Origin of the sequence: Streptomyces sp. NPDC087844 (assembly GCF_044742785.1) — a bacterium.
GTDB lineage: Bacteria > Actinomycetota > Actinomycetes > Streptomycetales > Streptomycetaceae > Streptomyces.
In genome coordinates this window covers 188,875-214,161 of record NZ_JBIUVD010000009.1, presented here as the reverse complement: position 1 = coordinate 214,161, position 25,287 = coordinate 188,875, and the positions used below count along the sequence as shown (strand labels likewise).

Here is a 25,287-nt window from a genome sequence, read left to right as displayed (position 1 = left end):
CACCCGGCGGCTTTTCGTATGTCCCGCCGGGTGTCACCATCAATCCCTGGGCCGCATCCACGCCGTTTCGCCCCCTTCCACGGCTTCCATGACTTCCGTGGCAGAGGTGGTGCCCCATTCGGCTCATCTCGCGCGATAATCGAACGCGGAGCCGCGAAATGACGACATGCTCGGACGTCCTAACACTGGCCACTGGCAGTACAGGCGTGAGCGCGGCCCGTCACACACAACCGGTGAAGGACAACCACTCATGACGACGCCCACGATCGAGCTAAAGCCCTCCTCGTCCCCGCTGTCCGACGCGGAGCGCGAGGCGATCCTGACCAGCCCGGGATTCGGCCGCCACTTCACCGACCACATGGTGACGATCAAGTGGACGGAGGGCCGCGGCTGGCACGACGGCCAGCTCGTCCCGTACGGCCCGCTGTCCATCGACCCCGCGACGAGCGTCCTGCACTACGCGCAGGAGATCTTCGAGGGTCTGAAGGCCTACCGGCAGCCCGACGGGTCGGTCGCCACGTTCCGCCCGGACCGCAACGCCCTGCGCTTCCAGTCGTCCGCCCGCCGCCTCGCCATGCCCGAGCTGCCCGTCGAGACCTTCATCGAGGCCTGTGACGCGCTGATCCAGCAGGACAGGGCGTGGGTGCCGGCGCACGGCGGCGAGGAGTCGCTCTACCTGCGCCCGTTCATGATCGCCACCGAGGTCGGCCTGGGTGTGCGGCCCGCGAACGAGTACCTCTTCCTCGTCATCGCGTCGCCCGCCGGGGCCTACTTCCCGGGTGGCGTGAAGCCCGTCTCCATCTGGCTCTCGGAGGACCGCGTGCGCGCCGTCCCCGGCGGTGTGGGCGACGCCAAGACGGGCGGCAACTACGCCGCGTCCCTGCTCGCGCAGGCGGAGGCCGCGGCGAAGGGGTGCGACCAGGTCTGCTATCTCGACGCGGTCGAGCACAAGTGGGTGGAAGAGCTGGGCGGCATGAACCTGTACTTCGTGTACGGGGACAGGATCGTCACGCCCACGCTCAGCGGGTCCATCCTGGAGGGCGTCACCCGGGACTCGCTCCTGTCGGTCGCCCGTGACCTCGGGTACGGGTCCGAGGAGGCCCGCGTCTCCAGCGACCAGTGGAGGCGAGACGCCGAGAACGGCACGCTCACCGAGGTGTTCGCGTGCGGTACGGCGGCGGTCATCACGCCCGTCGGCACGGTGAAGAGTCACTCCGGTGAGTGGCGGCAGGGTGGGGGTGGCCCCGGCGAGGTCACGCTGAAGCTGCGTGAGGCGCTGCTGGACATCCAGCGGGGGGTGGCGGGGGACACCCACAACTGGATGCACAACGTGGGCTGACGCCCACGGGGACTCCGCCCCCTCGCCCCGTTGCGCACCCGTCACCGCATGGGGGCTGCGCCCCCTCGCCCCCGTTCGCGCAGTTCCCCGCGCCCCTAGGTACCCAGGGGCGCGGGGAATCGCGCGGCCCACCTCCCGCAAGCAGCTCCTTCGCTTAGAGTGCCGTACCCCTGCCCGACGGTGCGTTTGCATCGCACGGACCGACCGAATCACCACAGGGGGAAAGCTTTTGTACGCCAGCACGCGCAGCACGCGCTCTACACGCTCTACGCGCACCGCGCTCGCCGCGACTCTCGTCGCCGCCGCGTTGGCCGCGACGGCTCTGACGGGAACCGCCGCGAACGCCGCGTCCCCAGGCCCGCACGCCGGTCCGTACACCGAAGCGGTCAGCGTCACACCTGACGGGAAAGCGGGCAACGGGGCCTCGGACGACGCCGTCATCAGCCGCAACGGACGCTACGTCGCCTTCACCTCGGCCGCCGAGGACCTGGACCCGAACGTCCCGCACGGGGGCATGTACCTGCGCGACCTGCGCACCGACAGGACCCGCTTCGCGGGGGCCACAACCTGGCCGCCCTCGCGGCGGCCGACCGTGAAGCGGGTACCGCAGTGGCCGGAGACCCGGGCCCCACCCTCGCGGTGGTGCCGAAGCCTCGTGGAGCCAAGCAGAAGACCTGCACCGCCCGAACCCGCAAGGGGACGGACACGCGGGCGGCTGGCGCAACACCCTGCCAGGGGACAGAAACGAGAGATCGTCGACAGGGCACCAGTCGCGAGCAACTCGCACTCTGGTGACACCGTCACGAACCTTCCGGGCGGAAACGCCCGGAATGCTGAGAGTCACAGAAACTCAAAGCAACGGACATCTGGGTGTACGACCGCCGCACCGGCGAGCGCGTCCAGGCCGACCGCTCCCACGACGGCTCGGTCACCGAGAAGGAGTCGCTGCGTCCGTCCATCAGCGGCGACGGCCGTACGGTCGTCTTCGAGTCCCGGGACACCCACCTGGTGCCCGACGACACCGACGGCGCCTGGAACGTGTTCGTCCACGACCTCGCCACCGGCACCAACCGGCGGATCCACGGCACCCAGGGCGGTCCCGGCGAGGCCTACACCCGTAACCCGGCGGTGAGTTCCGACGGGCGGTACGTCACGTTCATGTCGGAGGTGACGGAGCCGGACGCGCGGTACGGCAAGGAGTGGCCCGTCTACCTGCGGGACCTGAAGAAGGGCACCACCGCCCTGGTCACGCCCGACTCCACCGGCGGCACGGCCACCGCCGACGTCCTGCCGGGCCGGATCGCCGACGGCGCCCGCCGCATCGCGTTCCAGTCAGGGGACCCGTCGCTGATCCCGGCCGGCGACACGAACGACGGGACCGACGTGTTCGTCCGCCACCTGCGGTGAAGCGCCGGTGATCCACCGAGTGCTCGCATCCTGAGACGGACGGTGAGCGCGGAGGGGGTCTGTGCCAGACTGCCTCCGTGCTCTCGTTCGTCATGATTATTGGCAGCAGGCGCGCCGGTCCGCAGTGACCACCACGTACGACCAGGTACGGGTGGACACCGTCGTCTTCGACCCGCGCGCTAACCTCTCGCACCCGCGAGGGGTTTTTCGCTTTTCTGGCCCACCCTCAGCCGGAGGCGAGAGCGCGAGGGACCATACGAGGACGGTGGAACCGGTCATTCCGGTACCGACCGAGATCCAATCCTCAGGAGCCCAGAGACCCATGACCGAAACCAGCGAGCTCGACGATTCGTTCCACGTCTTCGACACCACCCTGCGCGACGGCGCGCAGCGTGAGGGCATCAGCCTCACCGTCGCGGACAAGCTGGCCATCGCACGGCACCTGGACGACTTCGGCGTGGGCTTCATCGAGGGCGGGTGGCCGGGCGCGAACCCGCGCGACACCGAGTTCTTCGCCCGTGCCCAGCAGGAGATCGACTTCAAGCACGCCCAGCTCGTCGCCTTCGGGGCCACCCGACGAGCGGGCGGCAAAGCGAGCGAGGACCCGCAGGTCAAGGCACTCGTCGAGTCCGGCGCACCCGTCGTCACCCTCGTCGCCAAGTCCCACGACCGGCATGTCGAACTGGCGCTGCGCACCACCCTCGAAGAGAACCTGGAGATGGTCCGCGACACCGTCTCCTACCTCCGCTCCGAGGGCCGCCGCGTCTTCGTCGACTGCGAGCACTTCTTCGACGGCTACCGGGCGAACCCGCAGTACGCGAAGGCCGTCGTCCGGGCCGCCGCGGAGGCCGGCGCCGACGTCGTCGTCCTGTGCGACACCAACGGCGGCATGCTGCCCGCCCAGGTCCAGGCCGTCGTCGCCACCGTCCTCGCCGACACCGGGGCACGCCTGGGCATCCACACCCAGGACGACACGGGCTGCGCCGTCGCCAACACCCTCGCCGCCGTGGACGCGGGCGCGACCCACGTCCAGTGCACGGCGAACGGCTACGGCGAGCGCGTCGGCAACTCCAACCTGTTCCCGGTCGTCGCGGCCCTGGAGCTCAAGTACGGCAAGAAGGTACTCCCCGAGGGCGCGCTGTCCGAGATGACCCGCATCTCGCACGCGATCGCCGAGGTCGTGAACCTCACCCCGTCCACGCACCAGCCGTACGTCGGTGTCTCCGCCTTCGCCCACAAGGCCGGCCTGCACGCCTCGGCCATCAAGGTCGACCCCGATCTGTACCAGCACATCGACCCCGAGCTGGTCGGCAACACCATGCGGATGCTCGTCTCCGACATGGCGGGCCGCGCCTCCATCGAGCTCAAGGGCAAGGAACTCGGCGTCGACCTCGGCGGCGACCGCGAGCTGGTCGCCCGGGTCGTGGGCCGGGTCAAGGAGCGTGAGCTGCAGGGCTACACGTACGAGGCCGCGGACGCCTCCTTCGAACTCCTCCTGCGGGAGGAGGCCGAGGGCAAGGCCCGCAAGTACTTCGACGTCGAGTCCTGGCGCGCCATCGTCGAGGACCGGCCCGACGGCAGCCACGCCAACGAGGCGACCGTGAAACTCTTCGCCAAGGGCGAGCGGATCGTCGCCACGGCGGAGGGGAACGGGCCGGTCAACGCCCTCGACCGGGCGCTGCGGGTGGCCCTCGAAAAGCTCTACCCCCAGCTCGCCAGGCTGGAACTGGTCGACTACAAGGTCCGCATCCTTGAGGGCAAGCACGGCACGGAGTCCACGACGCGCGTCCTCATCTCCACCTCGGACGGGGCGGGGGAGTGGTCGACGGTCGGCGTGGCGAAGAACGTGATCGCGGCGTCCTGGCAGGCGCTGGAGGACGCGTACACGTACGGGCTGCTGCGGGCGGGGGTCGAACCGGCAGCGTAGCCAACCCCCCCTTCTCTCGCCCCCGTTGTCCTCAAACGCCGGACGGGCTGGAGGTGTTTCAGCCCGTCCGGTGTTTGAGGACCGGGGGTTCGGGGGCGGAGCCCCTGAGTACGTGACGATGGGGGAGGGTAGGGGCGGCGGGGGCGGAAAACCCCGCCCCCCGGATTCGGTGCGAAGGCTTGACGCCCTCGCGGGGCGTCAGTTAACTCACGGCGTGATTTAAGCCCTGCGAGGCCCCGCCGTCACAGCTTGAGCCGAGGAAGGTCCATGCGAAGAACCGCCCTGCTCGTCTCCGCCGCCCTGCTGACCGGACTGCTGCCGTTCGCCGCGGCCGGTTCCGCTTCCGGAGCGGACGATCCCGCCCCCGTCCCCGTCGACAACTTCGAGGGCGAGATCCCGTTCGCGAACCCGCCCGCCGAAGGCATCTTCACCTGGGGCGGCGACTCGGACGACCCGCCCACGCTGGAGCTCGCCGCCCGTGACGACGCACCGCAGGGCGACAAGGTCCTCTCCGGCACGTACGACATCAGCGGCTACGGAGGTTTCACCCACGACTTCGCCTTCGCCGAGCCGGCCCACGACTGGTCGGCGAGCAAGGGCGTCCGCTTCTGGTGGGACGGCCGGAACAACGGCAAGAAGGTCAACTTCGAGCTGAAGGACGGCGGCGCCAACGGCGAGGCCTCCGAGCTGTGGACGACGTCCTTCACCGACGATTTCACCGGCTGGAAGCAGCTGGAGATCCCGTTCACCGACTTCACCTACCGGACGGACTACCAGCCCGTCGGCGGCATCGACCAGGTCCTCGGCCTCACCGAGACGTGGGGCTACGCGCTCACGCTCCCGGTCGGCGTCAAGGACCGGTTCGCCATGGACGGCGTGGAGTTGTACGGCAGGGCCGACCAGGCGCTGCGGGCCAACGTCGTCACCGACGCCGCGGTGTACCCGGTGAAGGAGGGCCGCTCGGCCGCGGTGAGGATCACGGTCGCCACCACCGGTTCCGCCCCGATCGAGGAACCGGTCACCGTCGCGTACGAGACGGCCGGCGGCACCGGCGAGTCCGGCAAGGACTACACCCCGGTCAAGGGCGAGCTGACCTTCCCGGCCGGTACGGCCTCGGGCACCTCGCGGACCGTGACGGTGGCGACCCTGCGCGACAGGGCGGGCGAGAACGCCGAGACCGTCCCGCTGAAGCTGACGGTCACCGGCGCCAAGGCACCCGCCGAGAACCCGCAGGTCGTCATCGACGCCCACGGACTCCCGTACCTCGACACGAAGTCGCCGGTGAAGAAGCGGGTCGCCGACCTGGTCTCCCGGATGTCACTCGCCGAGAAGGCCGGCCAGATGACCCAGGCCGAGCGGGGCGCGCTCACCGCGCCGGGCGACATCGCCGCGTACGACCTCGGCTCGCTGCTCTCCGGCGGTGGCTCCACGCCGACGCCGAACACGCCCGAGGCCTGGGCGAAGATGATCGACGGCTTCCAACTGCGGGCGCAGGCCACCCGGTTCCAGATCCCGCTCATCTACGGCGTGGACGCGGTGCACGGACACAACAACCTCGTCGGCGCCACGATCCTGCCGCACAACATCGGCATCGGCGCCACGCGCGACCCCCAGGTCGCCCACGACGCGGGCAAGGTGACCGCGGCCGAGGTCCGGGCCACCGGCATCCCGTGGGACTTCGCGCCCTGCCTGTGCGTGGCGCGTGACGAGCGCTGGGGCCGTACGTACGAGTCGTTCGGTGAGGACCCGGCACTCGTCGAGTCCATGGAGACCGTCATCCAGGGCCTCCAGGGGGCGGCCGGCGGCGAGGACCTGAAGCGGAACGACAAGGTCCTCGCCACCGCCAAGCACTTCGTCGGCGACGGCGGCACGGAGTTCGGCTCGTCCACGACCGGCTCGTACACGATCGACCAGGGCGTCACCAAGGTCACCCGGCAGGAGCTGGAGGCCGTCCACCTGGCCCCGTACCAGGACGCGGTGGACCGGGGCGTGGGCACGTTCATGCCCTCGTACTCCTCGCTGGACATCCTCGGCGACTCCGAGGGCCCGGTGAAGATGCATGCCAACGCCGCGATGCTCAACGGGGTCCTCAAGGACCGCATGGGCTTCGACGGCTTCGTCATCAGCGACTGGCAGGCCATCGACCAGATCCCCGGCGACTACGCGAGCGACGTCCGTACGTCCGTCAACGCCGGCCTCGACATGATCATGGTCCCGTACGCGTACAAGGACTTCCACGCCACGCTCCTCGACGAGGTGCGGGCCGGGCGGGTGAGCGAGAAGCGGGTCGACGACGCCGTGTCGCGCATCCTCACGCAGAAGTTCAAGCTGGGCCTCTTCGAGAAGCCGTACGCCGACACGAGCGGCGCCTCGGCGATCGGCTCCGCGAAGCACCGGGCCGTGGCCCGCGAGGCCGCCGCCGAGTCGCAGGTCCTGCTGAAGAACGCGGGCGGTGTGCTGCCGCTGAAGAAGTCGCAGAAGGTGTACGTCGCCGGGTCGAACGCCGACGACATCGGCAACCAGAGCGGCGGCTGGACCGTCACCTGGCAGGGCTCGTCCGGGGACATCACCGACGGGACGACGGTCCTGGAGGGCATCCGGAAGGCCGGCGGCGGCCCGGTCACGTACTCCAAGGACGCGTCGGCACCGACCGGCGGGCACGACGTGGGTGTCGTGGTCGTCGGCGAGACCCCGTACGCGGAAGGCATCGGAGATGTGGGCAACGGACACGACCTGGCCCTCTCCGCCGCCGACCGGGCCGCCGTCGACACGGTGTGCGGCGCCATGAAGTGCGCGGTCCTGGTCGTCTCCGGGCGACCGCAGCTCGTCGGCGACCAGCTCGGTGACATCGACGCGCTCGTCGCGTCCTGGCTGCCGGGCACGGAGGGCGACGGGGTCGCGGACGTGCTCTACGGGAAGCGGGCCTTCACCGGGCAGCTGCCCGTGACCTGGCCGAAGTCCGAGGCGCAGCTGCCGATCAACGTCGGTGACGCGGCGTACGACCCGCAGTTCCCGTACGGATGGGGGCTGACGACGCTCACGAAGGTGCCTTCGGGCGGCACGGCCACTTTGAAGGCCCTCGCCGTCGCGGCCTCGCTGGCCGAGCGGGCCGGGTCCGAGGAGGCCGGGCGCGCCATCGTCGGCAAGGCGCGGGTGCTTGTCCAGCAGAAGGTCGGGCAGGGGATCACTTCGGCTGTCGCCAAGCCGTTCGCCGACGCGGATCATCTGCTGCTCACGGGGCGCTACGCGCGGGCGGTGGAGAAGCTGACCGCCGCGTACACGGCTGCCTGACCGGCCGCCCGCCGGGCCCGCGGATGTCTGTCGTACGTCCGCGGGCCCGGCGCCGCCTGGGCGCGCCCAGGCGGCGGAGCCGCATACGGACAACAGCCCCCGCGCCCCTGGGAGCAGGCGAGCGGGGGCTGGAGTAGCTTCGAGGTATGAAAGGCGTACTTGCACGAGGGCTGGCCGTTCTGCTGATTCCGTTCGCGGCGCTGGCGGTGTCGGTCGCGGGAGCCACCGGCGCCCACGCCGCCACGGACGTCTCGGTGGTCGCGGACGCTCTGCGCGAGAGCCCTGTGTACGTCGATCCGTCCATGGCCCGGGTCCTGTCCGACTCGGATGCCGACGCCCTGGCCGCGAAGATCGAGAAGGCGGACAAGCCGGTGTTCGTCGCCGTTCTCCCCGGGGACTTCCCCACGGAGAACCTCTTCCAGAACCTGCGCACCGACACCGGTGTCACGGGTCTGTACGCGATCAGGCTCGGCACCCGGTTCGACGCGAAGGCCGACTCCTCCGTCCTGCCGAACGCCGCCGTGCGCAACCTGGTGACCAGCGTCCGGGGCGAGGACGCGAAGACCCAGCTGAACGACTTCACGGACCGGGCCCTCGCCAACGTCGGCGGCTCCGCGCCCAGCGGCTGGAGCGAGGGCGGTGACGGCGTCGGCACCGGCGCTCTGATCGGCGTCGGCGCGGTCGTCGTGGCGGGCGGCGCGGGCGCGTACGCCCTGGTGAGGCGCAACCGCCGACGGCAGGAGGCGGAGCGGCGGGCCGCGCTCGACCGGCTGCGCGTCGTCGTGGACGAGGACATCACCGCCTTCGGCGAGGAACTCGACCGGCTCGACTTCCACCCCGCGGAGACCGGCGCGGACGACGCGATGCGCGCCGACTACGAGCGCTCCCTCGACGCGTACGACAAGGCGAAGTCCTTCATGGCCGCGGCCACCCGCCCCGAAGACGTGCGGGGAGTCACCGAGGCCCTGGAGGACGGGCGCTTCTCGCTGGCCGTACTCGCCGCGCGCCGCGAGGGCAGGCCCGTTCCCGAGCGCCGGGCGCCCTGCTTCTTCGACCCGCGCCACGGGCCTTCGGTCGCCGACGCGACCTGGACGCCGGCGGGCGGAGCGCCCCGCGAGGTACCCGTCTGCGCCGCCGACCGGGTCCGGCTGGCCGAGGGCACCGACCCCGCCGTGCGCGAGGTCGACACGGAGTACGGGCGGCGGCCCTACTGGGACGCGGGTCCGGCGTACGGCCCCTGGGCGGGCGGCTACTTCGGCGGCGGCATCCTGCCCGGCCTCCTCGTCGGCACCGTGCTCGGCTCGATGATGGCCGGCCCGGCGTACGCGGCCGACTACGGCTCCGGTTACGGGGACTTCGGCGGCTCGGGCGGCGGGTACGAGGGCGGGGACGTGTCCGGCGCCGACTTCGACTCCGACGACTTCGGCGGGGGCTTCGACGGCGGCGGCGGTGGGGACTTCGGCGGCGGCGGCGGGTTCTGACCTCACGGGCGCCGGGCACCGGGCGCCGGGCACCGGGTGCGAGCGCCGGTACGGGTACGGATACGGATACGGATACGGATACGGACCCGGCGCGGTCCGGCGCCGGGCCCGTGGACCGCGTACGACGCGTGGACGTCGTACCGCGAAGGTCAGAGAGTCGACGCCGCCGACGCGATCGCGGAGGAGAAGGTCGAGACCTCGCTGTAGACGCCGGGCGCGTTGGCGCGGGCGCAGCCTATGCCCCAGCTGACGATGCCGACCTGGATCCAGGCGTTGGCGCTGTCCTTGCGGAACATCGGGCCGCCGGAGTCGCCCTGACAGGTGTCCACACCGCCGGCGGCGTAACCGGCGCAGATCTCGTCACCCGCGACGAGGCCGCTGTAACCGCTGTACGTGCGGCAGGTGGCGTCGCTGATGAACGGCACGCTCGCCTTGAGCATGTAGCGCTGCTGGGCGCCGCCCTCACTGGCCGAACCCCAGCCGGCGACGGTGAAGGTGCCGGTGTTGTACTGCGTGGTCGTCGCGATCTTCAGCGTGGGCAGGTTGATGGGCGTGGCGAGCTTGATGAGCGCCCAGTCCTTGCCGTTGCCGTTGTAGCCGGGGGCCCGGTAGACCTTGGTGGACTTGACCTGGACCCGGCCGGAGGTGGACTGGAGGTCCACGACACCGGCGGTGGCGGTGATGCTCGTGTTGTTGCCGGTGGCGCTTACGCAGTGCGCGGCGGTGAGCACGATCTGCTGGGTGTAGAGGGCGCCGCCGCAGCCCATGGAGAGCCGGACCATGAAGGGGAACTCGCCCTGCGCGGCGCGGGTTCCGCCGACGACGGGCGCCGGGGCTGCCTGCGCGGTGGAGAGGGGCTGAAGGCTGATGACCGCGAGGGTGGCGGCGCCCGCGACCGCGCATCTCTTGAGGGTCTTGAGGAGGTTCTTCAACGTGATGCCTTCCGTGGGGGGTGGAAGTGACAGGCGCATGCCAAGTTCGGCGAAAGAAATCCCGTTGGTCTCGTCATGAGCCGGTCAATTTCTGTTGAAGGATTATGGGAACGCTGTGAGCACCGCCACAAGGGGTGAAAACCAGCCGCTCGCGTCCGGGCCGCCGTCAGGTGCGGTCCGGCAGAGCCAGCCATTCCTTCCACGACACATCCCGGCCGATGAACCGCGGCCGCTCGAAGGGCCATGCCCCGGCGATCCAGCGCGGTACGAACGCGTCCAGGTCGCGCTCCAGCGGGGTCCCGACCTTGCCGTCGACGACCCACCAGGAGATCTCGGCGTCGGCACCGGCCTTCTCCGGGGGATCGATGTACACGCAGCCGTACTCGGTGGCCTCCGCCTCGTCGAACAGCACGTAGTTGAAGGACTCGTGCGCCTCGATCTCGGCCGCGTGCCGTTCCAGGTCCGCCTTGTTGGCCTCGTACGTGATCGTGGCGGCGGGCCAGCCCCAGGCCTCCCCGAAGATCGACCACAGCCGCTCCCGGGAGCCCATCACCGCCGGGTAGTCGATCGCGGCGTCCTCACCGGTGATCGGCCGGAGGTGCAGCCCGGCCGGCGCGTCTACGCGCAGTGGGTGGGCGAAGTCGCTGGGGAGCCATGTCATGGCCGGAGGCTAGCGTGCGGTCCGGTGGCGCCGCATCGGAATATCCATGCGACGCTTCCCGGCTGCCGGCTTTCCGTCACTGCTCAGGGGCTCCGCCCCCGAACCCCCGGTGCGCAGTTCCCCGCGCCCCTGGGTGGGTCGGGTGGGTGGCTGGCCGGCGCTCTAGGACGGGATCTGGCCTAGATGGGTTTTACCGTCCTCTCATGGACGGTGTGGAGATCAGAGCATTCGTGGACACCGCGCAACTGGACGCTTGGGTGTCCGCTCATGAGGAACTCCGGGACGGGGTCTGGCTGAAGATCGCTAAAAAGGGGTCAGGTCTGCCGTCCGTCACGGTCGCGGAGGCGCTCGACGTGGCCCTCTGCCACGGCTGGATCGACGGTCAACGGCGCCGCCTCGACGCGTCGTACTACCTCCAGAAGTACACCCCGCGCAGGCGGGGCAGCCTCTGGTCGATGGTCAACGTGCGCAAGGTGGAGGCGCTGACCGCGGCCGGCCGGATGCGGCCCAGGGGCCTCGCGGAGGTCGCCGCCGCCGAGGCGGACGGCCGGTGGGAGGCCGCGTACGAGTCGCAGCGGAACGCCACCGTCCCGGACGACCTCGCCGCCGCGCTGGACCGGAGCCCTCGGGCGAAGGTCTCCTTCGACGGGCTCGGCAAGACGGACCGGTACCTGGTCGTCCTGGACCTGCTCAAGGCGAGGACCCCCGAGGTGCGGGCGGCCCGGCTGCGGAAGGCCGTCGCCGGGCTGGAGTCGGGTCCGCGGCCGCGGTGACGCCGGCGCGCGCACTCCCGGGACCCCGGGGCCCCAGGTTGTCCGTCTCGGGTCCGGCTCCTGACGCTCCGCCCGCCCGCGCGGCCGCCCGCACAGCCGAGCGCCCGCCGTCCGCTCGCTGGGAGCCGGAGGGCGGGCGCGCTCGACATGCGGGACGCGGTACGCGGGGCTGGACCCGCACCCGCTACCGCGATCAGGCGGCGTTCTTGATCGCCGAGATGTCGAAGGTCAGCTTGATCTTGTCGGAGACGAGCACGCCACCGGTCTCAAGCGCCGCGTTCCAGGTGAGGCCCCACGCGGAGCGCAGGATCTCGGCCTTGCCCTCGAAGCCGACGCGCTCGTTGCCGTACGGGTCCTTCGCCGCGCCGTTGAACTCCAGGTCGATGGAGAGCGGCTTGGTGGTGCCCAGGATCGTCAGGTCACCGGTGATGCGGTAGTCGTCGCCGCCGAGTGCCTGGGCCGCGGTGGACCGGAAGGTCATCGTGGGGAACTCCTCCGTCTTGAAGAAGTCCGCGCTCTTCAGGTGACCGTCGCGGTCGTCGGAGCCGGTGCTGATGCTGTCCATCTTGACGTCGATGGACGCGGTCGACAGCGACGGGTCGGCGCCGTCCAGGTGCAGGTTGCCGGTGAAGTCCTGGAAGCCGCCCTTGACGTTCGTGACCATGGCGTGGCGCGCCACGAAGCCGATCGTCGAGTGAGCCGGGTCGATGGTGTAGTCGCCGGTCAAGGCGGCGAGGTCGGGGCTCACGGCGGCGGGCGTCGCGGTTGCGGTGTCGGTGTCCTTGCGGCCGAAGATTCCCATGACTGGCTCCTTGGGGGACGAGCCCCGGCCTTGCGCCGAAGCTGTTTAACGTTCAACTAGAGCGACCATAGACCTATTCCCTACGGGTTTCAACTGTTGGCGGGGTGCGTTGCCCCGGTTACAGCCGGTTGCCATTGGTCTACGCCCAAGGTGATCCGCCGACCCCCTGGTGGACACGTGTAGCCCTCGGGCACCATCGCCTTGCTCCACCTGTATCGCCGCCCCACAGTCAGCCCGGTCGTCCGCAGGAAGGCTCCGCATGAAGCTCCGCTCCGCCCTGGCCGCCCTCACCCTCTTCGCCGCCCCGGCCGCCGTCGTGCTCGGCGGTGCCACGGGGGCGACCGCCGCTCCCGACGCCGTCGCCGTCACGAAGATCAGCCACGCCACGGCGACCTCGATGTTCAGCGGCTCCGGCATCACCTGGTCGTCCTCCGGCGGCTGCTCGGACCGCAACAACTCCACCTGCACGTCCTTCGAGCAGCTCAACCTCGCGACCGCCCAGGGAGCGCAGACCCTGAAGAGCGCCACCGGCTGCGCCCTCGACATCACCGGCGGCACCGAGACCGGCCACGCGAGCGGCACGTACTCCCACTGGAACGGCTACAAGCTCGACTACGCCAAGAGCACCTGCGTCACGAACTACATCAAGAACACGTTCACCTACATCGGCCCGCGCGGAGACGGAGCCCTCCAGTACCGGTCGGGCTCGGGCAACATCTACGCGGACGAGGGCAACCACTGGGACGTCCTCTACTACAACTGCGGCGGCTGCTAAGGGATTCATGAGGCTCAGGAGACCCATGCGACCTTTGAGACCCCTGAGACCCAGGACACCTATGAGATCCAGGAGATTCAGGAGATCCATGAGATGACTCCCTCCCGCCGTACGTTCCTGCTCGCGGCGGCGCTCACGTCGGGCGCCCCGCTCCTGGCGACCGCACTCCCCGCCTCCGCACTCCCCGCCTCCGCACTCCCCGTCTCCGCATTCCCCGCCTCCGCGCACGCGGCCGACGACGACCCGTACGACACGCTCCGCCGCCGCTGGCTGGAGATCGCCCTCGGCGCGGGCTACGACCCGGCCGCCGAGCCGTACGCGTCCCGCCTCGCCGAGACCGGCGAACTGGCCCGCGGCTTCCGGGCGTCCATGGCGCCGACGGCGAACTCGCTGTGGCCCGGCTACCCGTACGACCCGCCCGCCGGCATCACCCAGAGCTACAGCAGGCTGTGGACGATGACCCAGGCGTACGTCCAGGAGGGCACCGGTTCCACCGGCGACGCGGGCCTGCTCGCGGACGTCCTGCGCGGTCTCGACCACCTCTCCGCCACCGTCTACCACCCCTCCACCACCCGTTACGGCAACTGGTGGGAGTGGCAGATCGGCAGCCCCCGCCTCCTCATGGACATCGTGGCCGCCCTGTACGGCGAGCTCACGGACGCGCGGATCGGGGCCGCCTGCGCCGCCGTCGACCACTTCGTCCCCGACAGCATGCTCGGGGACTACACGGGCACCTCGACCGGCGCGAACCGCGTCGACCTGTGCCGTTCCGTCGCCCTGCGCGGCATCCTCGGCCGTGCCCCCGAGAAGATCGCGCTCGCCCGGGACGCGCTCTCACCGGTCTTCCCGTACGTCACCAAGGGGGACGGGCTCTACGCCGACGGGTCCTTCGTCCAGCACACCTGGGTCGCGTACTCGGGAACGTACGGGCAGGTCATGCTCGACGGGCTCGGGCGTCTCTTCGCGTTGCTCGCCGGGTCGCAGTGGGAGGTGACCGACGCCGGCCGGCAGATCATCCTGGACAGTGTGGAGAAGGCCTACGCGCCGCTGATCCACGACGGGCTGATGATGGACAGCGTCAACGGGCGGGCCATCAGCCGGGGTTACCTCAAGAGCGACGACCGGCAGGTCATGCGCAGCGACCACTTCCACGGGCAGGCGCTGATCGCCGCGATCACGCTCCTCGCCCAGGGCGCGAGCGCGGCGGAACGCGACCGCTGGCAGGGCAGGATCAAGGGCTGGATCGAACGGGACACCGTCACCCCGATCCTGACGGCACGGCAGTTCGGGGTCGCCGACCTGGCCCGCCTGCACGCCGTCGCCGACTCGGCTCTCCCGGCCGCGCCCGAACCGGCCGGTCACCACCTCTTCGCCGCCATGGACAGGGCGGTCCACCGCGGCTCCGGCACCGGGAGGGGTTCCGGTACGGGCCCCGGCTTCACCGCCAACATCTCGATGGCGAGCGAGCGGATCGCGTACTACGAGTGCGGCAACGGCGAGAACCCGCGCGGCTGGCACACGGGTGCCGGAATGCTCTACTGGTGGGCCGGCGGCAGTCCCTCCGGTCAGTACACGGACTGGTACTGGCCGACCGTCGACTGGTACCGGCTGCCCGGGACGACCGTGTCCACCAAGCGGCTCGCCGACCGGGCGGGCGGCGAGTGGGGCGAGCCCAGACCCGCGGCACGCTGGGTCGGCGGCACGACGGACGGGGAGTTCGCGGCGGTCGGGCAGCACCTGCTGGGGCTCGGCTCGACCTTGGAGGCCCGCACGTCGTGGTTCTGCCTCGACGACGCGATCGTCTGCCTCGGAGCGGGGATCACCGCCGCGGACGGCGTCCCGGTCGAGACGGTCGTCGACAACAGGAACCTGGGGGAGGGTGGTACGCAGGCTCTCGTACGGGGTCCGGGCTGGGCCCACCTGGAGGGCCACGGGGGCTGGGTCGTCCTGGAAGGGCCTGCCCTGCGTACGCTCCGCGAGGACCGCACCGGCGCCTGGTCCGACATCAACACCACCAGTACCACCGAACGCCGGACCCGCCGCTGGCAGACGCTCTGGCTCGACCACGGCACGGACCCGGTGGACGCCACGTACGCCTACGTCGTGCTGCCCGGGGCCTCGCGCCGCACGGTCGCCGCCCGCGCCGCCGACCGGCACCGGCTGTCGGTCCTCGCCAACGACTCCGGCCGCCAGGCGGTGTCCGTACCGGCGCTGGGGCTGCTCGCGGCGAACTTCTGGCGCGCGGGCTCGGCCGGCCCGCTCACGGCCACCGCTCCCGCGAGCGTGCTCGTACGCCGCCGGGGCGGGACCGCGACCCTCTGCGTGAGCGAACCCCTGCGTACCGGAGAGGCCCTGGAGATCGTCTGGGACCGGCCCGTACGCGGGGTCGTGCGCGCGGATCCGGGTGTCGAGGTACTCGCCACCGGACGCCGGCTGAGGCTGCGCGTCACTCCGGGGAAGGTATGCGAAACGCTGGAGTGTGAGGTGACTCTCAGCTGAGCGCTTTGTGCGACCCCTACAAGCCGAAGGCCCTCTGAGCAGTCGGATCGCCTGCACGCCGTCGGGGTTCTGTTCAGGGCTACCAGTAAAACGGGCCGGAGACTGTACGGAGTCGACGGCCCGCTTTCCTTGGTGGACTTCGTAAGGTCACTACATGACCGTTTTGGACGAGACCGAATCCTTGGCCGGGGAACCCGCGGATGCCCGTGGGCGCGTGGCCGAGCTGCAGGCGATCCGTGCGGAGGCTCTTCGCGGACCCAGCGACAAGGCGACCGCGGCGCAGCACGCCAAGGGCAAGCTGACCTCCCGGGAGCGGATCGAGCTGCTGCTGGACGAAGGCTCGTTCAACGAGGTCGAGCAGCTGCGACGGCACCGGGCGACCGGCTTCGGCCTGGAGGCCAAGAGGCCCTACACGGACGGTGTCATCACCGGCTGGGGCACGGTCGAGGGCCGCACGGTCTTCGTCTACGCCCACGACTTCCGTATCTTCGGCGGCGCGCTGGGCGAGGCCCACGCCACGAAGATCCACAAGATCATGGACATGGCCATCGCGGCCGGAGCGCCCCTGGTCTCCCTCAACGACGGTGCGGGCGCCCGTATCCAGGAGGGTGTCTCGGCCCTCGCCGGCTACGGCGGCATCTTCCAGCGCAACACCCGCGCCTCCGGCGTCATCCCGCAGATCTCCGTGATGCTCGGCCCGTGCGCGGGCGGCGCGGCCTACAGCCCCGCCCTCACCGACTTCGTCTTCATGGTCCGCGAGACCTCGCAGATGTTCATCACGGGACCGGACGTCGTCAAGGCGGTCACCGGCGAGGAGATCACCCAGAACGGCCTCGGCGGCGCGGACGTCCACGCCGAGACGAGCGGCGTCGCGCACTTCGCGTACGACGACGAGGAGACCTGCATCGCGGAGGTCCGCTATCTCCTGTCGATGCTGCCGCAGAACAACCGCGAGAACCCGCCGGCCACCGAGTCCGAGGACCCGGCGGACCGCCGCTCCGAGGTGCTCCTGGACCTGGTGCCCGCGGACGGCAGCCGGCCGTACGACATGACCAAGGTCATCGAGGAGCTCGTCGACGACGGCGACTACCTGGAGATCCACGAGCGCTGGGCCCGCAACATCATCTGTGCCCTGGCGCGGCTCGACGGCCAGGTGGTGGGCATCGTCGCCAACCAGCCGCAGGCCCTGGCGGGCGTGCTGGACATCGAGGCTTCGGAAAAAGCGGCGCGTTTCGTCCAGATGTGCGACGCTTTTAACATCCCGATCGTCACGCTGCTGGACGTGCCGGGCTTCCTGCCCGGTGTCGCCCAGGAGCACGGCGGAATCATCCGCCACGGCGCGAAGCTGCTCTACGCCTACTGCAACGCGACCGTGCCGCGGATCTCCCTGATCCTGCGCAAGGCCTACGGCGGCGCGTACATCGTCATGGACAGCCAGTCCATCGGCGCCGACCTCACCTACGCCTGGCCGACGAACGAGATCGCCGTGATGGGCGCGGAGGGCGCCGCGAACGTCATCTTCCGCCGCCAGATCGCGGAGGCACAGGACCCCGAGGCGATGCGGGTGCGCATGGTCAAGGAGTACAAGTCCGAGCTGATGCACCCCTACTACGCGGCCGAGCGCGGTCTGGTCGACGACGTCATCGACCCGGTCGAGACCCGCGAGATCCTCATCCGCTCCCTCGCGATGCTGCGCAACAAGCACGCGGACCTGCCTTCCCGCAAGCACGGCAACCCGCCGCAGTAGTAACCCGGCGGATTCATCGCGGCAATGCCGCGTACCTCTCTCTCACGGAGACTGACACCCATGGACATTCCTGATATCCGCGTCGAGAAGGGCCACGCCGAGCCCGAGGAAGTAGCCGCGGTCACGGCGATCCTCCTGGCCCGCGCGGCCTCCGCTCCCGTCGAGGCCCCGGTCCACCACGGCCGCGCGAAGGCGGGCTGGCGCCGCCTGGAGCGCACCCCGGGCTTCCGCGCGCCGCACTCCTGGCAGGGCTGAGCACGCGCTCACGCGCTCACGTGCTCAAGCGATCGCCGGCCGGGCTCCACAGGGAGCCCGGCCGGCGATCGCTGTTTCCGGGGCCGGGGCCGGGGCGCCACCAACGCGTCAGGGGCGGGGCAGCACGCCCAGCAGGGTCGCGGTCAGGGCCAGCCGCAAGGAGTCCTTCAGTTCCAGGTGGAAGCGGGCCAGGTCGGGCTCGGCCCGGTAGGCCGCCAGCAGGCTGGGCGGGGGCGTGCTGTACGCCGACAGCGCGCCGGCCATGACCATGGTCTGCAGGCTGAACAGCGTCGCGTTCTCGCCCAGCTCCGGCAGGTACCTCCGGACCAGGGCGGTCATGGTGGTCAGACGGTCCAGTGAGGCGCGCTTGTAGCGTGCCACGACCTCGACGGAGACGTTGTGTTCCAGGACGCTGCCCTGTGCGCCGAAGAGGTCGCACAGCACCACTCGCCCGGAGAGCGAGCGGCTGAGGGTCTCGGCCACCGCTGCCGCTCGCTCGGCCATGGGTAGGTTCTCGTCGGCTCCGGCGGCCAACTCGCCTGCCAGTTCCGTCAGCCACTCCTGCAGGAAGTGGTCCAGCAGTTCCAGCAGCACCGCCTCGCGGGACTCGAAGTAGCGCAGCACGTTCGGCTTCGCCAGGCCCACCCGGCGGCTGAGCTCGTTCAGGGTGACCGCGGCCACGGGCATCTCGTCGAGCATCGCCGACGCCATGTCGAGGATCGCCCGTCGGCGGATCTCCCGCTGCTCCTCGGTTCGCGCCCGCTGGAAAGTCACGATTATCAGCCTAACTTACGTACCAGCGGTACGTTGACAACGTACCGAGAGTACTTTAGCGTCGTCGGCAGAAGATACTTCCGGTACGTTAATTGGTTGGGAGCCCGACATGGGTGAGAAGTGGACGACGGCGAACATCCCGGACCAGCGCGGGCGGGTGGCCGTGGTGACCGGGGCCAACACCGGGCTGGGGTACGAGACCGCCAAGGCGCTCGCCGAGCGCGGGGCGTCCGTGGTGCTCGCCGTGCGCGACGTCGAGAAGGGCGAGCAGGCCGCGGCCCGCATGACCGGCGACGTGACCGTGCAGGCGCTGGACCTGACCTCGCTCGACTCCGTACGGACCGCGGCGGCGGCGCTGCGGTCCCGGCTCGGCCGGCTCGACCTGCTGATCAACAACGCCGGCGTGATGTACACCCCGAAGCAGACCACCCGGGACGGCTTCGAGATGCAGTTCGGCACCAACCACCTCGGGCACTTCGCGCTCACCGGGCTGCTGCTGGACCTGATGCTGCCGGTGCCCGGCTCGCGCGTGGTGACGGTCAGCAGCACCGGCCACCGCATCCGGGCCGCGATCCACTTCGACGACCTGCAGTGGGAGCGGTCGTACGGCAGGGCCGCCGCCTACGGCCAGTCCAAGCTGGCCAACCTGATGTTCACGTACGAGCTGCAGCGCCGGCTCGCCAGGCACGGCACCACCGTCGCGGTGGCCGCGCACCCCGGCATGTCCAGCACCGAACTCGCCCGCAACACCCCCGCGGCCGTCCGGCTCCCGCTCACCTGGCTCGCGCCGCTGATCACCCAGACGCCGGCGATGGGCGCGCTGCCGACCCTGCGCGCCGCCACCGACCCCGCAGTGCTCGGCGGCCAGTACTACGGCCCCAGCGGACGCAACGAGGTCAAGGGCCACCCCCGACTGGTCACCTCAAGCCCGGAGTCGTACGAGGCAGCCGTCCAGCAACGCCTGTGGACCACCTCCGAAGACCTCACGGGGGTGCAGTTCCCCGTCGTCGGGCCCAGTCAGAACTCGTTCCCCGCCGGGCCGGCCGTCACGGTCTAGCCCGCGGGACGGTCGTCATTCCAGCCACGTCCCGGCCGCGGAAGCGAACCGTGGGCCAGGGTGTGAGACACGGCCCGTTGTTCGTCGTCCTGACCGCCCGCTACCTGAAGGGCTGGAGCATCCGACCACGGCCGCCACGCTTCGGTCGGATTCGGCACCGCCCACACCGTCGCCGTACGGCCGTGGGGCTCAAACAACGTCGCTCCGGTCAACGCCAGTAGCGTGGTGGCTTCTGGCGGGGGTCCATCGATTCGAAGCGTTGGCTCGGCACCGGACTCAGGCCTCGAATATGGACGAGTCGTTGGCCGTCAGCGGCTTCAAGTTCTCGCATGACGAAAGGCATGGCGGCGATGATCGCCCCTACGGCCAGGGCCAGCCCGCCGACGCCGCTCTCCTTCTGCGAGTACCGGATGTGATGGATGCCGGCTTTCTTGATCGAATCCGTCTCGTCAGGGTCTTCGAGCTGGCGTCCGTCCTTCGTCAACAGGGCGTCGTATCCCTTGCGGGCCGCATCCAGGAGAAGCTGAACATCCTTCTTGCCCGACCACTTCACTTCGGTCACGTGGTTGACCTGGTGCTGGGGCAGCACGTATCGAAGAGGGGTCAGGAGCTGCACCGCTGTGTTCTCGTCGACGAGAAGGTGCATCAGGAGGCGCGGCTTCCGCTCGGGAGGTAGCTGTCGACGTAGCGGGCGAACTCGGCCGCGTCACGGGCAGCCTCCACCGTCACTGCCGGGTAGTAGTCCGGGATTCGGTTCAGCGGGACACCGTCTTCGAGGAGTTCCGCCACCGCTTCGTACGGCACGCGCGTACCTGTGATCACCGGATGGCCTCCCTGGTTGGCCGGATCCACGGCAACGTGCGTCGCCGGGCGCAGCAGGTGTGGCACCACTACGCCAGGCCGGGGAGCAAAGGGCTCAAGAATGTCGGTCAGGGTTGCCACCACGCGTTGCCCCGGACGGTCCAGGAGGTCGGTCGGGTGTTCGTCGTCATACAGGACGATGCTGGAGCCGTCCGTGACCAGTTGGTACGACGCCAGATGGGCCGTTTCCCCCAGGCCGCGGAGCGTACCGATCGCCGTGCGGATCTTCTGGAGGGAGAAGTCCTGCCGCAGTCGTACGCAGGTACGCAGAGCCAGTACGTCACGGAAGGAGTACGCGGCGCGGGGGCGAGTGCCCAGTTCGGGCATCAGGAACTGGCCCTTGGCGCCACGGTTGATGCGCCATGATCTGAGTTGGCTCACGGTGGCGCCGGAGAGCGCCGCAGCCATATGCGTGGAGTACGCCATCCTGATCACCTCTTCCCCGTCACATTCGTGATGCTTGTCCGGACCATACCGGCCTACGCCTCAGTGCAACCACACGACCGCAGGAAGCGTGGGCGAGGTCAGCTGAGTGCCGTGGCCGGAAGGCGGTCGTTCTTGACGGCAGCCAGCAGCGCGGAGAGTCCTTCACGGTTCACGGCCAGTATTCGGTCAGGGTCGTCACTCTCGCGCAGGCGGAGGGTGTCGTCGGGGGCGGTGGCGAGGTTGAGGCAGTTTGCGCCCTCGGTGCTGTACGAGGACTTCTGCCAGGTGTAGGCAGGCACGGGTTTCCCTCACAGGTCTTTGGCGAGGCGGCGGATGAAGTCGCGGCTCCTATGGGGCGTGAGCGCGCACGCCTCCATGCGGTCGAGTACGGAGCGGTATCGATGCAACTGTGCTTCAGCGTCGTGGAAATCGCAGCCGTGGTCGGAGTCGAGTAGGACCGTGTCCAGTTGCGGGACGGGGCCTGACGCATAACTGATGGGCTGCCCCGAGGCGGGAAAGTCGACCTGGTCGAAGGGGACGACGAGGACGCGGACGTTTCCGCGCTCGCCCATCTCGTTCAAGTACAGAAGCTGGTTGCGCATCACGTCCGGGGAGCCCACCCGCATCCGCAGTGCGGCCTCGTGGACGATCGCGGTGTAGGGGGTCGGCGGTTCCGCGAACAGTATCGCCTGACGTTTGATGCGGAACGAGACCCGGTGCTCGACTTCATACGGGCGCAGGGCGGGAACGCTCTGCCGGAATGCCGCGCGTGCATGGTCGAGGGTCTGCACCAGGCCTGGCATGGTGCAGACCACGCCGACCCGTAGCTCGGTGGCGTCGGCTTCGAACTCGGCGACCTCGACGAGCGAGGGCGGGAGCAACTCTCGGTATTCGTCCCACCACCCCCGGCTGCGGCGGCCAGTCATCGCAGCCAGCGCCTCGACCAAGTCGCTGTCGTCGCAGGAGTAGGCGAGCGCCAGCGTGCGTACGCGCTCGTCGCTGACGCCGTGCCGTCCTGCCTCCATCATGCTCATCCGCGCCTGCTGCACGCCGATGCGAGCGGCACCCGTCGTAGAGCTCAGCCCAGCTCGCTCGCGGAGCTTGCGCAGCTCGGTTCCCAGGCGTCGCTGCCTCAGCGTGGGTGGGCCAGTCGCTGCCACCGGTTTCTCCTCTCCTGACCGTGCGGGAGTGCTGCACGTCCCTCACACGAGTGAATCGCATAGAGCTTACAGAATTTATGGCATAGATCTATGCGTTCATGCTTATCGTTCTCACACGCAACTCCCTGTACGCAAAGGAAAATTGCCATGACCACCGTATCCCTGGGCCTCCCGAAGCCCGAGCGTCCCGACGGCTTCACCGCCGAGATCCACGCCCTCGTCGATGCCACCGCCCCTCGCCTCTTCGCCGTGGTCGAGGAGTACACCACCGAGGCGGGTGACCGCGACGCCCGCGTCGCCGCCTGGGGTCTCGCGCACAAGGACGGGAGCGCTCAAGTCGCCACCGAGAGCGGCGGGCTCCGTATGTCGCTGCGAAATCCCGAGCGGGCCGCGCAGCTCATCTCCATGTGTCCCGGCAGCGTAGGCAGCCTCGTGTGGCCGCAGGCCGAGTCGGACACGGGTGGTCTCCATGCGTGAAGTGCCGGACAGGAGCAGCCGTCGGCGCTCGCACTCCGACTCGGACGCGGTCGTCGAGCGTCCGGGGTGCGTGGCCGGGCGTGCCCCCTCTAACGTGGGCAGCGACTCCTCCCCGAACTCTCCATTACGTTCGAGTAGGGGAGGTTCCATTGCTCCCCGCCGGAGGTCGCCGACCATGGTCCACGAAGTCGACCCGAACGCCTGCGAGAGAACGCCGGGCGCCATTCGCGTAGCGCTTGAACGGCGGCCGGACTGGCTCCAGGGATTCGAGCAGGACTGGCTCAGTGCCGCTGCGGATTTTGATCAGGGGGCCCTGGACGGCGTACTCGACAAGTGGTTGCCGTTCGCCTGTGCCTGCGCGACCCCGGGGTATCTCGACGAGATCGAGCAGACCGTCAAGCGTCTGGCCGAGGGCGATACCGAAGGGCTCGTCTTCTGGGACGAGGAGGGTCACCCCTTCGATGTCGACAACAACCCTGTGCATAGGGGCAGGTGAGCGTGAGCGCGTACACGATCAGGTATGTGGACCGAGCCGCGCGGCGCAAGGCTGCCCTGGCCGCCCCGCAACGGGCAGCGCTGGAAAGCCTGGAGAAGAGGATCAGCCTCAACCCGTTCGGACCGCCTGCTCAGAGCAACCGAGACAGCAGTTGGTCGGCATCCTTCGCTGGGGGATTCGTCACGTACGTCGTGTCGAACCGTCACGTAGTGATCAATGTGATCGATCTGGTCGCGATCTGAGCGCACTGGTTGAGCCCCAAAAGGTGATCGCCGTCAATCCACAGTACGCCTGGCTTGACCGGGTCACCGCGGCGTCGGCACGATGCGGCGCAGCACACGACACATCGCGCATATGACTGCGCGGACGCTGTGGCCGTCCCCGTGGCTGTCCCTCGGGGGCGGCCACAGATGCGGATGCCGACACGCGGACGCAGAAGGGGGCGACAGCCAGTGAACAGCTGCCGCCCCCTCTCATGCTTAAGCAAACCCGCTACCGCAGCCGCGCCATCAGCGCATGCTCCACCAGCGTGATCAGCGCCGACTTCGCGTCCGCGCGGTGGCGGGCGTCCGTCGTGATGATCGGGGTGTCGGGGCCGATCTGGAGAGCTTCCCGGACCTCGTCCGGGTTGTACGGCTGGCTGCCGTCGAAGCCGTTGAGGGCGATGACGAACGGCAGTCCGCTGTTCTCGAAGTAGTCGACCGCCGGGAAGCAGTCGGCGAGACGGCGCGTGTCGACGAGCACGATCGCGCCGATCGCGCCGCGTACCAGGTCGTCCCACATGAACCAGAAGCGGTCCTGGCCGGGTGTACCGAAGAGGTACAGGATCAGGTCCTGGTCCAGGGTGATACGGCCGAAGTCCATGGCCACCGTGGTGGTGGTCTTGTCCCCGGTGTGCGTCAGGTCGTCGATGCCCGCCGAAGCGGACGTCATCACGGCCTCGGTACGCAGCGGATTGATCTCCGAGACGGCCCCGACGAACGTGGTCTTGCCCACGCCGAAGCCGCCCGCCACCACGATTTTCGCGGACGTGGTGGAGCGGGAAGGCCCTCCGCTAGAGCTTGCGAAGTCCACTGAGCACCCTTTCGAGCAAAGTCACGTCTGGCTGACCGCCGGCGTTCTCGTCGCCGCCGGGCTGATGAATGGCGACCAGGCCTGCCTCCGCCAAGTCGGCGACAAGGATCCTGGCCACACCGAGAGGGATCGTCAGCAGGGCCGAGATCTCGGCCACCGACTTGATCTCCCGGCAGAGGTTGCAGATGCGCTGATGCTCGGGCAACTGGCCCTGCATCTGGTGCGGCTGCGCTGTGGTGTGCACCAGTGCCTCGATGGCGAGCTGGTATCGCGGCCTGGTACGGCCGCCCGTCATCGCGTAGGGGCGTACCAGCGGATTGCTGGCGCTCCCCGCGGGAGACGGTTCGGGCGAGCGCCGCTGCGGCTGCACGGGCTGGATGCGCGGTGCCGACGGCTGGTCGTAAGGAGAGGGGCCCGGACCCTGGGGAGAGTACGGCTGCTGGCGTCGGTGGCTCGGCGCGGAGGGGAAGTTGTACCGGTTCGGCGAGCCGTCGCTGCCCTGGCCCTGGCCGGGGCCGTAGGACCAGTTGCCCGAAGACGAACCGTCTGGGGGTGTTGCCACTTTCTCCTCCTCCGAATGTGCCGGGCCCATCAATGTGGAGCCGCGTCCCGAAACCTTACGGCCACGGGACGCCAAAACGCATCGCTTGTCTGCTAGTTGAGAAGGCTCCCCTGAAGCTCGGCACGCAGATCAGGCGTGAGGACCGTACCGGCACGGTCGACCAGAAGGGCCATCTCGTACCCAACGAGACCGATGTCCGCTTCCGGATGTGCGAGAACCGCGAGCGAGGAACCGTCGGAAATGGACATGAGGAAGAGGAATCCCCGCTCCATCTCCACAACCGTCTGATTCACCTGCCCGCCTTCGAAGATGCGGGACGCGCCCGCGGTGAGTGAGGTCAGGCCCGACGCGACGGCCGCCAACTGGTCGGCACGGTCACGCGGGAACCCTTCGGACATCGCCAGAAGGAGTCCGTCGGCGGAGACCACCACGGTGTGGGACACCCCGGGGGTGTTGTCCACGAAGTTGGTGATCAACCAGTTCAGGTTCTGTGCCGCCTGGCTCATCGGGC

At 69.6% G+C, this 25,287-nt stretch carries 25 protein-coding genes; 14 read left to right on the top strand and 11 right to left on the bottom strand.

Translation table 11 applies throughout. From position 1 onward, the window contains the following. Positions 1 to 250: 250 nt before the first annotated feature. The 5 genes from ACIOKD_RS19955 to ACIOKD_RS19935 all read left to right on the top strand — a co-directional run bounded on the left by ACIOKD_RS19955 (position 251) and on the right by ACIOKD_RS19935 (position 9,445). Positions 251 to 1,339, top strand: a complete 1,089-nt coding sequence (locus ACIOKD_RS19955; protein WP_402085466.1) for a branched-chain amino acid aminotransferase — start codon at positions 251 to 253, stop codon at positions 1,337 to 1,339. An 870-nt stretch (positions 1,340 to 2,209) separates the two neighbouring features. Beyond that, positions 2,210 to 2,746 carry a TolB family protein gene (locus tag ACIOKD_RS19950; protein ID WP_402085463.1) on the top strand — a complete coding sequence of 179 codons (537 nt, stop codon included), beginning with the start codon at positions 2,210 to 2,212 and terminating at the stop codon, positions 2,744 to 2,746. A gap of 322 nt (positions 2,747 to 3,068) precedes the next feature. Beyond that, positions 3,069 to 4,673, top strand: a complete 1,605-nt coding sequence (gene cimA, locus ACIOKD_RS19945; protein ID WP_402085461.1) for a citramalate synthase — start codon at positions 3,069 to 3,071, stop codon at positions 4,671 to 4,673. Between the two features lie 267 nt (positions 4,674 to 4,940). After that, positions 4,941 to 7,964: a glycoside hydrolase family 3 protein gene (locus ACIOKD_RS19940; protein WP_402085459.1), complete on the top strand. Its 3,024-nt coding sequence runs from the start codon at positions 4,941 to 4,943 to the stop codon at positions 7,962 to 7,964. Positions 7,965 to 8,110: 146 nt separating this feature from the next. Beyond that, entirely contained in the window at positions 8,111 to 9,445 is a 1,335-nt protein-coding gene (locus tag ACIOKD_RS19935; protein ID WP_402085456.1) for a hypothetical protein, read from the top strand. A gap of 149 nt (positions 9,446 to 9,594) precedes the next feature. On the opposite strand, the gene ACIOKD_RS19930 is transcribed toward ACIOKD_RS19935, so the two are convergent. Beyond that, a complete protein-coding gene (locus ACIOKD_RS19930) occupies positions 9,595 to 10,377 on the bottom strand; it encodes a S1 family peptidase (protein ID WP_402085454.1) in 783 nt (260 codons plus the stop codon). A 166-nt stretch (positions 10,378 to 10,543) separates the two neighbouring features. Next, complete coding sequence (locus ACIOKD_RS19925) at positions 10,544 to 11,038, bottom strand: N-acetyltransferase (RefSeq protein ID WP_402085452.1); 495 nt, start codon at positions 11,036 to 11,038, stop codon at positions 10,544 to 10,546. A gap of 203 nt (positions 11,039 to 11,241) precedes the next feature. Here ACIOKD_RS19925 and ACIOKD_RS19920 point away from each other — a divergent pair, with 203 nt between their 5' ends. Then, on the top strand, positions 11,242 to 11,811 hold the full coding sequence (locus ACIOKD_RS19920; RefSeq protein WP_402085450.1) for a YdeI family protein: 570 nt from the start codon (positions 11,242 to 11,244) through the stop codon (positions 11,809 to 11,811). A gap of 193 nt (positions 11,812 to 12,004) precedes the next feature. Here the strand turns inward: ACIOKD_RS19920 and ACIOKD_RS19915 are convergent, their stop codons facing one another. Next, on the bottom strand, positions 12,005 to 12,613 hold the full coding sequence (locus ACIOKD_RS19915) for a YceI family protein (RefSeq protein ID WP_402085447.1): 609 nt from the start codon (positions 12,611 to 12,613) through the stop codon (positions 12,005 to 12,007). A gap of 259 nt (positions 12,614 to 12,872) precedes the next feature. On the opposite strand from ACIOKD_RS19915, the gene ACIOKD_RS19910 reads away from it, so the two are divergent. The 4 genes from ACIOKD_RS19910 (at position 12,873) to ACIOKD_RS19895 (ending at position 17,889) form a co-directional block, all read left to right on the top strand. Further along, positions 12,873 to 13,388 carry a hypothetical protein gene (locus ACIOKD_RS19910; RefSeq protein WP_402085445.1) on the top strand — a complete coding sequence of 172 codons (516 nt, stop codon included), beginning with the start codon at positions 12,873 to 12,875 and terminating at the stop codon, positions 13,386 to 13,388. A 93-nt stretch (positions 13,389 to 13,481) separates the two neighbouring features. Then, positions 13,482 to 15,887, top strand: a complete 2,406-nt coding sequence (locus ACIOKD_RS19905) for a polysaccharide lyase 8 family protein (protein WP_402085442.1) — start codon at positions 13,482 to 13,484, stop codon at positions 15,885 to 15,887. A gap of 154 nt (positions 15,888 to 16,041) precedes the next feature. Next, entirely contained in the window at positions 16,042 to 17,634 is a 1,593-nt protein-coding gene (locus ACIOKD_RS19900) for an acyl-CoA carboxylase subunit beta (RefSeq protein ID WP_402085439.1), read from the top strand. A 60-nt stretch (positions 17,635 to 17,694) separates the two neighbouring features. After that, positions 17,695 to 17,889 (top strand): acyl-CoA carboxylase subunit epsilon, encoded by a 195-nt coding sequence (locus ACIOKD_RS19895; RefSeq protein ID WP_402085437.1) that lies wholly within the window; start codon positions 17,695 to 17,697, stop codon positions 17,887 to 17,889. A 108-nt stretch (positions 17,890 to 17,997) separates the two neighbouring features. Here the strand turns inward: ACIOKD_RS19895 and ACIOKD_RS19890 are convergent, their stop codons facing one another. Then, entirely contained in the window at positions 17,998 to 18,663 is a 666-nt protein-coding gene (locus ACIOKD_RS19890; RefSeq protein WP_402085434.1) for a TetR/AcrR family transcriptional regulator, read from the bottom strand. 109 nt (positions 18,664 to 18,772) lie between these two features. On the opposite strand from ACIOKD_RS19890, the gene ACIOKD_RS19885 reads away from it, so the two are divergent. Continuing rightward, on the top strand, positions 18,773 to 19,720 hold the full coding sequence (locus tag ACIOKD_RS19885) for an SDR family NAD(P)-dependent oxidoreductase (RefSeq protein WP_402085432.1): 948 nt from the start codon (positions 18,773 to 18,775) through the stop codon (positions 19,718 to 19,720). A gap of 208 nt (positions 19,721 to 19,928) precedes the next feature. Here the strand turns inward: ACIOKD_RS19885 and ACIOKD_RS19880 are convergent, their stop codons facing one another. The 4 genes from ACIOKD_RS19880 to ACIOKD_RS19865 all read right to left on the bottom strand — a co-directional run bounded on the left by ACIOKD_RS19880 (position 19,929) and on the right by ACIOKD_RS19865 (position 22,167). Then, positions 19,929 to 20,366, bottom strand: coding sequence for a hypothetical protein (locus ACIOKD_RS19880; RefSeq protein ID WP_402085429.1), 438 nt, complete (start codon positions 20,364 to 20,366; stop codon positions 19,929 to 19,931). Then, positions 20,366 to 21,007, bottom strand: a complete 642-nt coding sequence (locus ACIOKD_RS19875; protein WP_402085426.1) for a DUF433 domain-containing protein — start codon at positions 21,005 to 21,007, stop codon at positions 20,366 to 20,368. The genes ACIOKD_RS19880 and ACIOKD_RS19875 overlap by 1 nt, the downstream gene beginning before the upstream one ends. Positions 21,008 to 21,105: 98 nt before the next feature. Further along, on the bottom strand, positions 21,106 to 21,306 hold the full coding sequence (locus ACIOKD_RS19870; RefSeq protein WP_402085424.1) for a DUF397 domain-containing protein: 201 nt from the start codon (positions 21,304 to 21,306) through the stop codon (positions 21,106 to 21,108). Between the two features lie 9 nt (positions 21,307 to 21,315). Beyond that, positions 21,316 to 22,167 carry a helix-turn-helix domain-containing protein gene (locus tag ACIOKD_RS19865; RefSeq protein WP_402085421.1) on the bottom strand — a complete coding sequence of 284 codons (852 nt, stop codon included), beginning with the start codon at positions 22,165 to 22,167 and terminating at the stop codon, positions 21,316 to 21,318. Positions 22,168 to 22,314: 147 nt separating this feature from the next. Between ACIOKD_RS19865 and ACIOKD_RS19860 the strand changes: the two genes are divergently transcribed. From ACIOKD_RS19860 to ACIOKD_RS19850, 3 genes are all read left to right on the top strand, one after another. Further along, complete coding sequence (locus ACIOKD_RS19860) at positions 22,315 to 22,644, top strand: hypothetical protein (protein WP_402085419.1); 330 nt, start codon at positions 22,315 to 22,317, stop codon at positions 22,642 to 22,644. A gap of 175 nt (positions 22,645 to 22,819) precedes the next feature. Next, on the top strand, positions 22,820 to 23,140 hold the full coding sequence (locus ACIOKD_RS19855) for a DUF6247 family protein (RefSeq protein WP_402085417.1): 321 nt from the start codon (positions 22,820 to 22,822) through the stop codon (positions 23,138 to 23,140). Between the two features lie 26 nt (positions 23,141 to 23,166). Further along, on the top strand, positions 23,167 to 23,382 hold the full coding sequence (locus ACIOKD_RS19850) for a hypothetical protein (protein ID WP_402085414.1): 216 nt from the start codon (positions 23,167 to 23,169) through the stop codon (positions 23,380 to 23,382). A gap of 250 nt (positions 23,383 to 23,632) precedes the next feature. Here the strand turns inward: ACIOKD_RS19850 and ACIOKD_RS19845 are convergent, their stop codons facing one another. From ACIOKD_RS19845 to ACIOKD_RS19835, 3 genes are all read right to left on the bottom strand, one after another. Then, entirely contained in the window at positions 23,633 to 24,214 is a 582-nt protein-coding gene (locus tag ACIOKD_RS19845) for an ATP/GTP-binding protein (protein ID WP_006375305.1), read from the bottom strand. Further along, on the bottom strand, positions 24,195 to 24,776 hold the full coding sequence (locus ACIOKD_RS19840; RefSeq protein ID WP_402085411.1) for a DUF742 domain-containing protein: 582 nt from the start codon (positions 24,774 to 24,776) through the stop codon (positions 24,195 to 24,197). The genes ACIOKD_RS19845 and ACIOKD_RS19840 overlap by 20 nt, the downstream gene beginning before the upstream one ends. A 92-nt stretch (positions 24,777 to 24,868) precedes the next feature. Next, positions 24,869 to 25,282 (bottom strand): roadblock/LC7 domain-containing protein, encoded by a 414-nt coding sequence (locus ACIOKD_RS19835; RefSeq protein WP_307536275.1) that lies wholly within the window; start codon positions 25,280 to 25,282, stop codon positions 24,869 to 24,871. Between the last annotated feature and the right edge of the window lie 5 nt (positions 25,283 to 25,287).